Genomic DNA, 15,460 nt, shown 5'->3' on the forward strand with positions numbered 1-15,460 from the left:
GATGCCAGTAATATCGACTGACCTGAATATGAATTAATTTTTATGGAATCTTAGTGGTGAATAGAATGAACTGAACCGACCTAAAAAGATTCGAAATATAATCCTTTGGAAAAAATAGTTGATCGTTTTCATAACTGATACATTAAAGTGTTGACTCCATTAATTATCCTATTATAAAGGAACGAAACTGATATTAACTGGATATGAATTATTTATTAAATATATAAAAAAATATTGATTAAGTATTTAGTGATACCTAGCAATCAAACTGTACAGTACCAACCTAAAAAAATAAAAGAAATAAAATATGCCTCAGTATGCGTGTCCTCGCGGGTGAAGTATTTTTTTAAACAGTTATGGAATATGCTAATTTATCGCATCCTTTCGAAAAAAAACAGGATATTTAATAAATATTTAGCGTCATATTTTATGAAAAAATACATTTGGTTATTGTTGATATGTATCCCGGTCTTGGGATTTTCGCAGCAGCTTGGTTCAGACAAGCAGTTGGCAAAGTGGAACGAAGTCGAAAGGCTTATTTCCATAAAAAACTATGAGCAGACCCTACCCTTATTAGCCGATATCAAAGCTGAAGCCCGACGCTCCAAAGACCCTGCTGAATGGATGCGAGCATTTTTGGCGGAAGCAAAAGTGTTGGAAGTAAACCAATCTGAGGATTCTTCCTTTCTGCGTATTCAGAATCATTTTGAAAACAATATCCGGACAGCTGAAAAGGTAGAAAAATCGGTCCTTCAAAATTTCTATGCAAGCTATCTGTTTTCCAATATCAACCAGTATGCAAGTAAAAGCCAGAACAAATTTGTGGCAAAAGACGCAAAAGGAAAAATACAGATGATTGATTCTATTTTTCGCCTGTCAATTTCGGACGCAAACGGATTAAGTGCCGACCCCATAACACGCTGGAAAGGTCTGTTTGCCGAAACCCGGAACGTCAGTCTGAACCCTACACTGTACCATTTTCTAAGCTACCAGTACCTGGATTTTTTGAATACATTAAAGGATGTCAACACAGCTAATAAGGATAAACTTAAAGAGAGATTGCTAACGATCAGTACCGAAAATAATTATCTGGATGCGCGTAGCTATATTATGTCCAATGATTGGAAATGGAATCATATCGAAGAAAGAGTGGACGAGTACCTGAAAAATATAGCAAGCAATAAAAGTGACTATAACGCTTTTTTATTGTATCAGATAGCGACGGCTTTCAATGATATCGGAAAGAAGCCTACGGCAGTTACCTATCTTGAAAAAGCCTTAAAAGAGTACCCAAAATCGCCATGGATTTCGAATGCAGTTAATTTAATGAAGGAAATCAAGAAGGCTTCCATTACCTTAAATTACAAGAAAACGGCACCGACTGACGAATACGTGCCGGTCCAAATCTACCACACAAATATAGACAGCCTTTATATCCGGGTGTATAATACAAGCCTGATGCCGAAGCGTTCAAAGAACTATACGGTAAAATATGATTCCCTAAGTTATCGGACGACCCTAGATGCGGCGCTGGTCTATGAGGAACAAGTGCCATTGAAAGCGTTTGGTGATTATACGACGCACAATACAATTTATAAAATTAATCCACTGAAAGCGGGTACTTATACCATTTTGGTCGGGAATAATAAGTTTTTTCAGGATAATGGGCAGGAGCAGGATGTCGCTGTATCCCAGCTTATCATTTCAGATGTATTTGTACCGGGAAATATAGCTGTAAAATCTACCGATGAGTTTATATATTCGGGTTTGTTATTGAACAGAAAGACCGGAGCACCCTATGCCAATCAAAGCGCAACCTTATACCAGCTTGTAAACAATGCTCTTCCTAAATTGATCGCGCAATTGAAGACCAATGCTGTTGGAGAATTCAGCTTTAAGTCGACCTACTCACCCAAAAATGAAGGTTACCTACGCAATCATGCATTGTTGCTACCTGGGGAAAAAACATTAATTCCTTTGGATAACGAAAATCAAGTCTATTACCAAAACAACCTAGGCCAATCAGCCGTAAGCAATAATAAGCGGAATATGCGTGCACTCAGCTTGTTGGATAGAGCAATCTACCGACCGGGGCAAATTGTTTATTTTAAGACAATTCTTTACGATGATCATGTACAGCAGGGCAAGGTCTTAGAAAAGCAAAATGTGAAAGTTTATCTGCAGGACGCCAATCGTCAGAAGATTGACTCGATCAACTTGACAACGAATCTGTTTGGGTCTGCCAACGCGAGTTTCCAGCTGCCGTCAAAGGCATTGAATGGAAGCTATAATCTCTTGGTATTTTACGACTCAAAACAGCTTGATCAACACTATTTCCGGGTCGAAGAATATAAGCGACCGACATTTGAAGTAATTTTTGAGCCGAATAAATCGACTTATACAGCAAAAGATACTGCGGTATTTGTTGGCAAAGCAGAGAGTTTGGCTGGCGTATCACTAGTCGGTGCCACAGTCAAGTATAAAGTATCATTCTATCATCCGAAGGAAGGGAAGAATATTATTTATAGCGATTCGACAACAACCGTTGATGAAAAAGGGAATTTTACCATTCGGGTACCCTTGATGGATCGCCAGTTTGCTGGACTGAAAGACTATGTATTGACATACCAGGCTGAGGTGGTTAATCAGACAGGGGAGATGCAAGCGGCTTCTGGCAGTTATGTTTATTCGTCCCGTCCATGGCAGCTGCAGATTCAGGTTCCTGCTCTTATGGAAGAAAAGAAATGGCGCGATATTACGATCTTAAAACAAAATCAAAATGGTTTTCCGATGAAATTCGACGGAAAGGTCACGATTTATAAGTTAGAAGATGCCCGCATTCCTTTGACAGCGGAATACCGGGAAAGTTTTGCAAGGGTAGAATATCACCTGCTTTCGAAAGAGCTTTATAGTAAGTATTTCCCCCTTTATTTTGATCCGGTCTCGCTCCAAAAAGAAGAGAAAAAGACCAAGATAGTCAGTTATGATCTTGATAACGCCGATACGAGTAAGATCATACTGGACTCATTAAAATTCAACTGGGGAAGATACGAGATCGAAGCCATTAGTATACGGGATGGGGATACCGTACGCGCGGTCGGCTATACGAATTTATACCGGTCGAAAGATAAGAAATTAAATGAGCAAGAGTTTTTCACTTACCGGTTGGATAAAGACAAATATAAGATCGGTGATCGGGTCACCATCATGCTGCAGACTGATGTGAAAAATGCAAAGAAACTGTTGTTAATGCGCGAGAGAAATTCGCAAAAATTAGATACAAAAGTCCTGAATTGGAAAAATGGTCGTATTGACTATCAATTTGTATTGGATGAAAAAGATGTCACCAGTCAATTACAGCTGAATGCACTTTTTGTGGTCAATAATCAATTGATACTATCACCAATTATGATTCCTATTTTTCAACAGAATAAGGAGTTAACGATCCAAACCAAGACATTTCGGGATAAAATAATGCCCGGTCAAAAAGAAAAATGGAGCTTTATCGTAAAACAGGAGGATAAAACAATAGCTACAGAAATGTTGGCAACGATGTATGACGCATCCTTGGACGCATTTGCCAGTAATGCTTTCGGTTCTTTTCAGTTGCGTTATCCTTATTATCCAAGGACCAATTATTACTACATCAACAATGCTTTTAGACAGCAGATCAGTTCGAGAGACATGTTTAACTCTTATTACTACGGGCCTAATGCCGATAATCAACGGGATCAGATTTATGACTATGGTTTGTTATCAAACCGCGGGGGCTATAGGGGAAGCGTTCTGGAGCGGGACGAATCCTTATATAAAGTGATAGATAACCAAGCCTACATGTCAACAGTGAGCATGTACGACGAGTTGCGGGACCCCGCGCTGCGGGCTGAAGTTGGCACAATACGCATCCGCGGTGCTGCCCGTGCAACAAAGCAGTCACGACCTTTAGACGCCTCAGCGGTGCTCTATGAACCGGCAGCCGTAGGGAATACAGTAAATGAGGAGCTTGCCGAATTTATTGAAATGGATGGCAGTGGTCTTGATGCCGCTGCAGACAATCAATTCAAGCAGATTAAGACCCGGACCAATCTTCAGGAAACCGCTTTCTTCTATCCCAATTTATATACCGATGAAGCGGGCAATATCAGCTTCGAATTTGACAGTCCCGAAGCATTGACAAAATGGAAATTGTTACTTTTTGCGCATACTCAGGAACTGGCATCAGCTGGAGGTACCTATTTTACGCAAACACAAAAACAGCTGATGGTGCGCCCGAATATTCCACGCTATTTTAGAACCAATGACTGGGTAACGATCAAGGCACAAATTCAAAATTTAACTAAGGAGCGCATTCAGGGAAATACCAAAATAGAGCTTATTGATCCACGAAATAATCAGGTCGTTTCGGCAGCTTTCCGGGTTGATTCCGTGCTAAAAAACTTTAGTGTGGCTGCATCCAATAATACAACCGTGGAATGGGCTTTGAAAATCCCCGCTGAATATCCAACAATACAGATTCGCATCCTTGCGGCTGGTAATGAATTTTCTGACGGTGAAATTATTGAAATTCCGGTATTACCAAATAAAATTCTGATTGCTGATTCGGAAAAAATTATTCTAAAGGCAGGAGAATCCAAAACATATACATTAAAAGGAAATACAAAGGATAACCTCATGGGAAGGGTACAAGTGCAAAGCAATCCTATACTGGAAATATTCTCTGCACTGGACTATTTGAAAAACTATCCCTACGAATGTAATGAACAATTGAGTAGCAAGTGGTTTGGTCTCAAGATGGCGCAATACATAAAGCTACATTATCCTGCAGTGACAGAGTATTTCAAAAAATTGGATGCCGGCTCAAAAAAAGGGCGATTAGAAGAGAATAGCAGTTTAGATGAATTCAAAATGGAAGAAATGCCCTGGCTACGGGATATGCAGGGAGATAAGGATCGGTTAACAGCAATTGGAGCATTTTTTAACACTGATATACAATCGGAAATCAGTACCGTTGAACAGAAGATAAAAAATAATCAATCCAAAGATGGTTCGTTTGCCTGGTTTGACGGGGGGCAAGCAAATACTGAAATTAGCATCCGTATGCTGGAAATTATCGGGAAGGTACTCTATTTGGACAAAACCCTAATCAACAGTGATATGCGTGACCTTGCTTTAAAGCTTACACAATACCTTGATCGCGATCCGATCATATTTTCGTCCAAGGCCAGTGTCGATGTTGGAATAGACTATTTATTTGCGCGACGGTATTGGACGGAGTTCAATCCTTTACCGCAAGATTCGCTCCGATCCGTGCAGCGCAAACTGCTTAATTCCTCTTTAAGCAGTGCCGGTCGAAATGCGGGACTGGCGGCTAAAGCATGGATTGTTAACCAGATTTTTGGCCAAGGTAAACAAAGTATGGAAATCAAAAATAGACTTGATCAAGAGGCGATTGTCGATGCACAAAAGGGAATGTACTGGAAAAGTAATTTGAATCAATACAATAAGATTAGTTTACAATCTTATCTCGTCGAAGCTTACAAACTAAATAACCCGGCGAAACTGAATCAAGTCACTCAATGGATCTATTATAACAAACAGGTCACTCATTGGTATAGCACCTGGATGACAGTTGATGCCGTATATACGCTGTTATTAGCGGACAATCCGAAGGATTTTGTTACCGGAAACACCGTACGTGTTTTGATCAATAGGGCAGAGGCTGACCTAAGTAACAATGTTCTGGGAGAAGTCAGTAAGCAATTTGATCAAGTAGAACTGCAAACCGATAAGACTATTCAAATACAAAACAACAATGATAGAGTTATTTCTGGAAGTATTGTCCATCAGTATTTTGCTGATCTTGATCAGGTGAAATCCAGTACAAATGCGCTTTCAGTTCAGAAAGTATTTCTGGTAGAGCGAAAAGGCGAGTGGGTAGAATCCAAGGAGGCCAAATTGGGCGAACGGATCAAAGTTAGAATTACAGTAATCAATGATGACCCCATTCAATATGTTCATCTGAAAGATAGTCGCCCAGCTGGTGTTGAGCCTGTGTATAGCCCTTCTGGATACCAATGGCGTAAGGGGTATTACTTTAGTTCGAAAGATGCTTCAACAAATTACTTTATGGATCGCCTCTTAAAGGGGAAATCAATCTATGAGTATGAGGTTAAAGCCAACAATCCGGGCATATTTAATTCGGGAATCACCACGATAGGATGTATGTACGATCCCGCCATTAATGCACGTAGTGCAAATGCTATATTGACCATTATTCCTTAGTTGCAATTGAACTAAAAGCTCTACTTTCGAATTATTCGGAAGTAGAGCTTTTTACGCAATCATTGCTCACTGATTTCAAAAGACATGCCCTTTGTCCGATCGTATTTTGCGGCGGGTACAGGTATGCTATTTTATTTCAAATTCGGTATATATCGTCCTTTTAAATTCAAGTACCTCCGGAGCTATCTTAAAACCTTCGCCACCATAAGCTTTATTAAATGTTTCCAAAGCCATTCCTGTTCTATACCCAGTAGATTCATTCGACGCACTACCATCATTTGATAAAAATAGCAGTTTTCCAATCTTTACATCAGCTCGTGAAGCCAACTTTTGAGCTGATTTTAGTGCATCGTCATACGCGATGAGGTCGGCTTCCCGAAGAATACTATCGGCTTTTGAATGGTCAAATGAGATTGAACCAATTCCACTGATTTTAGTTTCGAGTAACTTACCCGTCAATTCCGTGAATTTGGATAGGTCGTGTAAAACAAAATCGATGGTCTGTTGCGCCTGATAACCGACAAATTTATTCGTATTTCCGATAAATTGATAATCTTTGTTTGCAGAGACACTACTTGTCTTTATGTCCTCCTTTTTATTGCCATATTTTCCAAGAATGGCAATAACACTATCGACAGTATTTTGTGTTTCCCGTACAGCATCTACCATCCGAGGTTTGGTGAATGCCGTATTTATTGTTAGGGTGACCTGGTCAGGCATGATTCTTATTTTTCCTTCACCGCTGACCCGTATCCGGTTTTGGTTGTCATCGGAAACAGATTGGCAGGATATCATCAATAATAAACCACTAGTAACAACCAGTGAAAATAATTTTAACTTGTGTCTCATATCGTAACGTTAATAAACTAGATTTTATTAGAAATAACCTAATATACTAAATATACGGGATAGCACACGTAGCCTTTACGAATTAAACGTAAAAAAGATAAACCAAAAGCAGGCACTTTACGCGCGCCTGCTTTGTATAAAGGATTGCTGTTATTAATAAATACTTTTAGAATATGTTTTCAGTTGCTTTTGCAAAGACTTGCGCGCCATATGGATGCGTGTTTTTACAGTTCCTTCGGGAATCTGCAAGTGCTCCGCAATTTCATAGTATTTAAAACCTTCCAAAAATAGTGCAAAAGCGTTGTAATAATCTTTTGGTAAATTATTAAGGGCGTGCTGTATATCCGATGCTACAAAATTATTCTCGCCGCGATTAGTTGTGATTTCATTCGCATAACCGGTGCTTATGTATTCATTGCGATAGTTTTCCAACCGTTTATTCCGAGTATATTGATTAATATATGTATTCTTCATTATAATATATAACCAGGACATGAGCTTTGGATGTTTTAAAAACTTTTCTATGGAAGATAGAGATCTAACCATAGTTTCCTGCACTAAATCTTCTCTCTCATCTGGATCGCTCGTAAATTGCGCAGCCAAATATTTTAATGTAGGTCTTTTTTCCTTAAACAGTTGATCGATTGTTGTATTTCCCATATTACCAATTTTAAGTGTCTATTAGTGCCTAGGCTACTACAATTAGGGTGCTAGAAAAAATAGATAAAATACAGCTTTTTTAAATTTAAATTCTGTTTACGTAATTTTGTTTCCTTTGTAACTATTTATTTTTCAGTTTTTTACATATTTTAATTGACGCTATTAAGCGCGTTGTTAAAAAAAATATTAAGGTGTTTTTTACTTTAACAACAAGTATTTTCCTTAGTCAAATCCATTCTTTATCCCGAAGGACTACGTATTTATACGTAGTACTATAAACTGTACAGCTACGTTTTACGCAGTTGTCAATTATTAAAAACTGTTCAAGCGTGATAATGGTTATTAGTCATAGTATTAAAGCACCATACCATGGGGAACGATGACAAAAACTTATATATAGATCAATCACAGGAAAATGACGGAGGACAACCTCTTAAACAAATTTGGGGTGGAAGTCAGGAAGACTTTTACAAATCCATAATCCGGAATCAGCAGGAAGACATAGCGCGTATTGGGCGATATTTTAGAGATGATCTTGCACAGGAATTATATGGGATGCGTATTTCATTACAGAATTTTACCAATAGATATGGCAATTCTGAAGAATTACGTTGCTTAAGTGATTCATTGACTTCTTTGATCATAGAATTACGCAATAAAGCGATAGTCCTTTATAATCCGATATTAAATGATTTGGGAATTTTTCATGCCATTGATGATGTTGTGGCTTCGTATAAACAGAAACTGGGTTTCAATATCGACATTATACTTGACCCGGATTTAAAAGAGCTTCATCATCATATTCAAGTGCACCTGTTTAAATTACTTATCGCACTCTTTGAATACTTAAACGATGAGATAACCATTCAGGCAGTTTCCATATCCGTGCAACTCATTGATTTCGCTGTCTTTATCAAAGTACTACCTTATCTTAAAGACGATAATGTATTGCAAAAAACGAATTGCAAAGATGACCCCATGCGATTAAGAAAAGTGGTAGAGCTTTATAGCGCTACAATTATTAACGATACTCTGGAGTCGGGTATGGTGCTTAAATTAATTATTTAAAAAGACGATATGACAAAAATCCTGTTGGTAGAGGACCATATGGTGGTACGAAATGGTATTAAATTGCTTTTGGAATCCCATGATAATTTTGAAGTTGTTGGGGAAGCGTCCAATGGGAGAGAAGCGCTCGATTATCTGGAATCAAATCCGGATTCGAAGCCCGATATTGTATTGACAGATATTAATATGGCGGGAATGGATGGAATAGCACTTTTACAGGTTTTATATCAACGTGACAAGAATATAAAAGTGGTTATACTCTCGATGCTGAATCAAATTAATTATGTTATTGAGTCCTTTGAATATGGTCTTAAAGGGTATTTATTAAAAAATGTTGGTTATAACGAATTACTTTTTGCAATTAATCATATCGCCAATGGAGGCAGATATATAAGCGAGGAAATCTCTATGTTACTACTAGACCAGATACGTTCTGGTCAACGATATGCGCAGCATATGATAGGAACGCGAACTGACTTTGAGATTTCTGAACGTGAACTTGAAGTCTTGGAGCTTATAGCTGAGGGATATACTAATATCGAAATTGCAGATAAGATTTTTTTGAGCAAACGTACGGTAGAGGGACACCGTCAAAATCTAATAGATAAAGCTGGCGTGAAAAATACCGCACATTTAGTCAAGTTTGCCTTCGAGAATGGAATATTAAATTAGTATTCTATCTTTTTCTTTTCCACTAGATACGCTATCGCGACCTTTTTAAACAAATATTGCATTGCAGGCAATAGCGCAATGTTCACAAGCCTTCGCGCAGGACTGGCAATGTTTGTATTTATATTTGAAACATTCCTCTGCACAGTTAGAACAAATTTCTGCACAAATCTTAACAAGTTCTTTTGCATAAAAACTATCTATTGCAAGCAACTGAGCTGTGGCTGAGCCTAATATCGCACATTCTATATTTAAAGCAATACATTTAGCCATCATCTCAATATCATTCTCGTTGGTACAAGCGAGGGCACATGACTGACAGGCTGTAACACACTGCCAACAGGCGCTGATGCAGTTTTGGAATTTCTGTTTATCCATTATTGTTTACTCCTTTCTAAATACTTATTTCGCTCAATTGGCTGCCTTTGCTATAGCATTGCAGTCCGCTGAATATTTTAGGATATTATCATAATCTGCTTGTGTTATTTTTTCTGCCTGAAGTTTACCCTTACTTTCCTTTTCAATCTCCTTAATGGCATTTTCTTCATCCATTGCTTCTTTTGCAATCTTGACATTAATATGGTCAACAACTGCTTTTCCCAGCTTTGTATATAATGATTTAGCTTCATTATTTGACAGTTGTGGTGCGGGAATTTTGGATATAGCTTTTTTCATCGTGTTTAATGTAAAATTGTTCGCTATTCATTAATAGAACAGATGTAAAAAATAAATAGTTTAGTTAATATGAATTCAACAAAAGGTCGGTGATAAGGGTTCTATAGAAAAGATGGTTTCATTAAAATTAAAGACGATGAATATGCAAAGCAGGAATAAATCGACCAAGAATGTGAAAGGAAATACGGTCTTAAACAAAAATAATCTCGATAGCAGAGAATCAACAGAAAATGAAATTAAAGGTGAAGATATCACACACAATAAAAAAACAACAAAGAGTGAAAATAAGAAAAAAGATACAAATTGATCTTTCATTGATACAATATCACATGTACTATTGAAATTATTTCTTCAATTTTAGTGTGAACTTAAATTGTATTCAGTGAAAAAGATGAAATTTTATACATTCCTTTTTATTTTTTACGGCATCCTGCCACTGGGCTACGCAATGCACAGGGCTAGTATTGTCACACCTTTAAATGATTCCAACGAATGGCTGTCGGTATCCGAAAATGGAATTTTTCAAGCTGATCCAACGATATTCTATCACGATGGTTATTACTATTTGTATGGTACTAATGGTGATGGTGATCAGCAATTGGGTTTTAAAGTGTACAAGTCTCAGGATCTGAAGCACTGGCAGGGACCGATAGGTGCTAAAGCAGGATTTGCATTGGTCAAAGAAGATGTATTTGGAAGCAAGGGTTTTTGGGCTCCGCAAGTATGGTTTGAGCAGGAGAAATTTTACATGGCATATACTGCCGATGAAAAAATTGCGATCGCTGTCAGTGATTCCCCTATCGGTCCTTTTAAACAGGATATTCCCAGAACACTTATAGAAGGAGGAAAGGAGATTGATCCTTATGTATTTAGGGATAAGGATGGTAAAAAGTATTTGTTTCACGTCAGGCTCAAGGAAGGGAATCGCATCTTTGTCGCTGAATTAAAAAAGGACTATTCTGGGATTAAGGAAGGGACATTAAGAGAATGTCTACATGCTGGACTTCCTTGGGAGAATACTACTGGTTCAGGATGGCCGGTTAGCGAAGGACCCACTGTTTTGCGTCATGGGAGTCATTATTATATGTTTTATTCTGCCAATGATTTTAGAAATAAGGATTATGCTGTAGGTGTAGCGGTTTCCGACAATGTGTATGGCCCCTGGGAAAAAATGGGAACAAGCCCGTTATTGAGCCAAAATAATAGCGGATTTGCCGGTACTGGACATGGCGATTTATTTCAGAAAGGAAAACAGTGGTATTATGTCTGCCATAAACATTTTTCCGATCAGCAAGTAGCTCCGCGACGTACGGCTATAGTACCCGTAGATTTTTCCTCTACTAAAAGTAACGGTATTGTAATTCCCAAATTTGATAGTGCTAAATTTAGATTAATAGATACTTTGGATCAACCTGCAGGTTCCATTGGTGTCGCTTTTGGCGATCCTTTCATCCTCTACGATAAAGCCAGTGATCACTATTACCTGTATGGAACAGGAGGTACAGAAAATGGATTTATAGCATATAGCTCTAAAGATCTCGTACATTGGAAAGAATCAGGAAAGGTGTATGATGGAAAGCAGCCTAAAGCATGGGGCACAAAAGACTTTTGGGCGCCGGAAGTATACGCAGTCAATGATAAATTTTATATGTATTACAGCGCACATTGGAAGGAAAATCCCGATAATGAATTGGAGAACTATCGCATAGGTATTGCTGTTGCCGATAATCCATTGGGCCCCTTTATAGACCTAACGGGCAAGCCGCTGTTTGACCCTGGTTATCCCATTATTGATGCCAATGTTTTTCGGGATACCGACAACAAAAATTATTTGTTTTATTCCCGTTGTTGTTATGAACATCCAATTGCTTCTGAAATTGCTTATTGGGCCAAATCCAAATGGGGGTATAAAGATGTTGAAGAAAGTTGGGTCTACGGTGTCGAATTGGACAGCAGTATGCAACAAATCATTGGGCAACCAGTATTACTAATACGGCCACCTGAATCTATGAATGATGCACAGTCTGAATGGGAAAGCCGTTCGGTATTTTCGGGCGAAATCAATAGAAGATGGACGGAGGGGTCGTTTTTATTAAAAGCAAAAGGGCAATATTATATGATGTATTCCGCTAATTATTTTGGAGGGGCAAACTATGCCGTTGGTTATGCGACTTCTGCATCCCCTTTGGGAAATTACAGCAAATCTAGCACCAATCCGATCATACAAAAAAACACCGATAGTGGTGGAATCATTTCGGGTACGGGACACAACAGCATATTTAAGGACCGCAATGGAAAACTGCGTTGCGTTTATCACGGTCGGACAACGAAAACTGGAGATCAGAGAATGGTATTTATTCGTGATATCCGTTTTGATAAAAATCGTCAACTACAAATTCAGACAGATTGACATTAATGGTCAATCTGTTTTCTTGGGAATAGCTGGATTCTTTACATCCTCATCCCAGTCGGATTTTTCTTTATGTTCCGGCCACTTATTACTGGATCTTTTATGTTTATGAGGCTCTTTAATATCTGTTTCTGAACGCTTAACAGAATCAGTATTATTTGAGGCCGGGACACTGCTCTCATTAAACAGACATTTGCGATACCATCTATTACTAAAATAATAAGCAATAATTAAACCTTGTTTTACTATTGAATGTTGAAATATCTTTTCCATTGTTGTAATTTTTGAATAACATAGGTGAACACTTCGTACTTTATTTAAAGAACAATCAAAAAGTAAATTCGTTTAAACTAATCCGATTCAAACTAGTTCTGGATGAGGAGGGTTATATATATTGAACCAATCGATAAATTGTCATGAATATATTAACTGTCTTAATTATCATACTGCAAGCATCGAAGCAGATGGAAGCGTTAAATACAGGGAATTCAAATGAATGGTATACAGAACCCGGGATTTGGCTTTTTATTTTTATCTTTATTTTTGTTATAGCGCTTGTTATTTATAGAAAATTAACGAAGAAAAATTTGCCCTAGATTTTACAGTTTATGTATTAAATGTTTGTTTGGCTTAATCAGGAAGCATATGATCTGGGAAAGATCCTACTATAGGGAAATATAGGTGTACGGTTGTTCCAACACCAGGCTTTGATTCGATTTCTATACTGCCTCCAAGACGTTCCATGACACGTTTGACAAGAGACAATCCAATCCCCGTTCCCGGAATTTCACCTACATTGTCAGCCCGGGTAAACATTTCATAGATATGTGGTAGGTGATTCCCCGGGATTCCTATGCCGTTGTCTTTTATGCAGTAATAAGTCATGCCGTCTTGATTAGTACTTTCAATCTCGATAATGGGCTTTTCGGATTGAACAGAATATTTAATGGCGTTGACAATAAGGTTAGTGAAGATTTGATAAACAGCACTCTTTTCACCCCAGATTGGTAGCAATTGCCCAAAATAAGACTGGCAGTTAGGTGTACCATACAACGTTTTACTTTCCTGAAAGATCCGCTGTAATGTGTATGCCATTGGAAGGGGGTCCTTGTCCAGAATACTTGCACGATGTTGGCTTAATTGAACCATATTATTGATGATATCTTCGATATTCGAAACACTTCTACTAAAATTTTGATACCATTTATTGGTTTTTGAAAGGTCTATATCATTGGAGTGTTGTTGCAAAAATTGAATGCCCATTTTCAAAATTGATAAGGGGTTTTTCAAATCATGGGATAAGGTATAAGTAAACATTTCCAATTCATTGTTCAGGCTTAATAGCTCTTCGTTGAGTAATTGTCTTTCTTTGAGCTTTTTAAATATAGATTCTTTGATAATATGATTCAGACGCAAGACAAAATTGACTTCAGCGTCATTCCATGGTTTGGCTACGTCATAACGAACGTCCTCCCAGAATCTTAAGTCATCAGCTGTCCGAAGCTCGTTTTGATTCTGTCCGATTTGCATCACACGACTTTGGCTTGCTTTTCTAAACCATACAAGGTAATAGTCATTTTCTAGGCCAACTTTGAGATACATTAGTCCTGCAAAATTTAATTTTTCATTGAAATGTTGTTGGTGATTTAATCTAAAGTTGTAATCCTTAAATAATTCTTTATCAGTATGTAGTTGTAGAAATTGAATGATTTCATAAAACAGGGATTTATTTGGTGTATGCCCGTGATTGAATACATCGCCTTGGTTAAAGATCGATAAGCCATCTGCATTGACCAATTGGGTAAGAGTTTCTATGTGCTGCACGAGCGCACAATTCACCATTTTATTTTCAGAAAGACTTTTTTTAAGTTCTTCTTCGGCAGTATTCAGGAGTTCTGTTCTTTCGAGTAGGTTCTGTTTAATTTGGCTTTCGTATTTATTGGTTGCCGCCTGAATGGCAAAAGTACAAAGTTTCCGTTGTTGCAAATCCACTTCTTTCTCTTGTTCATGTTGAGCGACAACGAGGCCCCAAAACTGGTCATCTATACAAATACGAAAAAACAATATGCTCCGAACATTGGTCTTTTCCATAAAAAGGTGATGAAGGTGGGGAAGAGGGCGTAATAAGCTCGAAAGTGTATCGATGCTATCTTTTACATAAACAAAACACTGATCATCTTTCTTGATATTTGGAATATAACGATACGAATAGCTACTATAATATTCCAATGCCTCTTTGGGCATGAAATCTCTTGAAAATTCCTTTCCTCTAAAATAAGGTTTACCATTGGAGGTGTGTTCAGCAATTACTTCGCTATATCCGGTTTCCTGGACCTGGAGAACAAAAACGCGATCATACTTTAATAATCTATTGATTGCTAAACAGACCCGATCCCAATTATTAGGTTGGATCGTATCGAGCAAAAAGTTGAATTCGTTTATTTTTTTTGCGGAGATATATTTTTTATGCTGTAGCTCCCATTCGATATAAAAATAACCTTGATATAACCTAAATTTGAAATAAACACGTTCTTGGAACACTTTTATGGGCAAGATATGACGTGATTGCCCATTTTCGCGTAACTCATTCAAGACATTCGCTATCTTTTGAATAACATCACCAAAGGCTTTGGCAAAGCTTTCGAAAAAGTTGCTGCGTAATAGTGCAGCGGTAGATAGATTGGCTTTAACTGCTGCAAATTCACTTAGAGCTACAATGGTATATTGTTCATCCAAAACTACAAGACTACCAAAATGCTGAAGTTTGATCGTATTTTGATTGTTAGATTGAAAATCAGTGTTCATAGTAACCCAAAAACTCCTTATGATTTATTCATAAATATACGA

At 37.8% G+C, this 15,460-nt stretch carries 11 protein-coding genes; 5 read left to right on the plus strand and 6 right to left on the minus strand.

The genetic code is table 11. The features are described 5' to 3' along the window. Positions 1 to 429: 429 nt before the first annotated feature. Complete coding sequence (locus tag B4A24_RS13155; protein WP_293945546.1) at positions 430 to 6,282, plus strand: MG2 domain-containing protein; 5,853 nt, start codon at positions 430 to 432, stop codon at positions 6,280 to 6,282. A gap of 126 nt (positions 6,283 to 6,408) precedes the next feature. Here the strand turns inward: B4A24_RS13155 and B4A24_RS13160 are convergent, their stop codons facing one another. Next, positions 6,409 to 7,131 (minus strand): SIMPL domain-containing protein, encoded by a 723-nt coding sequence (locus B4A24_RS13160; RefSeq protein ID WP_293945547.1) that lies wholly within the window; start codon positions 7,129 to 7,131, stop codon positions 6,409 to 6,411. Between the two features lie 153 nt (positions 7,132 to 7,284). Beyond that, positions 7,285 to 7,791, minus strand: coding sequence for an RNA polymerase sigma factor (locus tag B4A24_RS13165; RefSeq protein WP_293945549.1), 507 nt, complete (start codon positions 7,789 to 7,791; stop codon positions 7,285 to 7,287). Between the two features lie 369 nt (positions 7,792 to 8,160). Here B4A24_RS13165 and B4A24_RS13170 point away from each other — a divergent pair, with 369 nt between their 5' ends. Beyond that, entirely contained in the window at positions 8,161 to 8,859 is a 699-nt protein-coding gene (locus B4A24_RS13170; protein ID WP_293945551.1) for a hypothetical protein, read from the plus strand. A gap of 9 nt (positions 8,860 to 8,868) precedes the next feature. Continuing rightward, on the plus strand, positions 8,869 to 9,531 hold the full coding sequence (locus tag B4A24_RS13175; protein ID WP_293945553.1) for a response regulator transcription factor: 663 nt from the start codon (positions 8,869 to 8,871) through the stop codon (positions 9,529 to 9,531). Positions 9,532 to 9,576: 45 nt separating this feature from the next. On the opposite strand, the gene B4A24_RS13180 is transcribed toward B4A24_RS13175, so the two are convergent. Together B4A24_RS13180 and B4A24_RS13185 are read right to left on the minus strand one after the other, a co-directional pair. Then, positions 9,577 to 9,906 (minus strand): four-helix bundle copper-binding protein, encoded by a 330-nt coding sequence (locus B4A24_RS13180; RefSeq protein WP_293945555.1) that lies wholly within the window; start codon positions 9,904 to 9,906, stop codon positions 9,577 to 9,579. Between the two features lie 33 nt (positions 9,907 to 9,939). Beyond that, complete coding sequence (locus B4A24_RS13185) at positions 9,940 to 10,203, minus strand: hypothetical protein (RefSeq protein WP_293945557.1); 264 nt, start codon at positions 10,201 to 10,203, stop codon at positions 9,940 to 9,942. Positions 10,204 to 10,339: 136 nt separating this feature from the next. Here B4A24_RS13185 and B4A24_RS13190 point away from each other — a divergent pair, with 136 nt between their 5' ends. Together B4A24_RS13190 and B4A24_RS13195 are read left to right on the plus strand one after the other, a co-directional pair. Continuing rightward, the gene (locus tag B4A24_RS13190; RefSeq protein ID WP_293945558.1) at positions 10,340 to 10,510 is read left to right on the plus strand and encodes a hypothetical protein; all 171 of its coding nucleotides are present in this window, start codon (positions 10,340 to 10,342) and stop codon (positions 10,508 to 10,510) included. Positions 10,511 to 10,594: 84 nt separating this feature from the next. After that, a complete protein-coding gene (locus tag B4A24_RS13195) occupies positions 10,595 to 12,613 on the plus strand; it encodes a glycoside hydrolase family 43 protein (RefSeq protein ID WP_293945658.1) in 2,019 nt (672 codons plus the stop codon). A 9-nt stretch (positions 12,614 to 12,622) separates the two neighbouring features. On the opposite strand, the gene B4A24_RS13200 is transcribed toward B4A24_RS13195, so the two are convergent. After that, positions 12,623 to 12,886 (minus strand): hypothetical protein, encoded by a 264-nt coding sequence (locus B4A24_RS13200; protein WP_293945559.1) that lies wholly within the window; start codon positions 12,884 to 12,886, stop codon positions 12,623 to 12,625. Between the two features lie 357 nt (positions 12,887 to 13,243). After that, entirely contained in the window at positions 13,244 to 15,418 is a 2,175-nt protein-coding gene (locus B4A24_RS13205; protein WP_293945560.1) for an ATP-binding protein, read from the minus strand. Between the last annotated feature and the right edge of the window lie 42 nt (positions 15,419 to 15,460).

It is taken from the genome of Sphingobacterium sp. UBA7249 (assembly GCF_002472835.1).
In the GTDB taxonomy this organism is placed as follows: Bacteria; Bacteroidota; Bacteroidia; order Sphingobacteriales; family Sphingobacteriaceae; genus Sphingobacterium; species Sphingobacterium prati.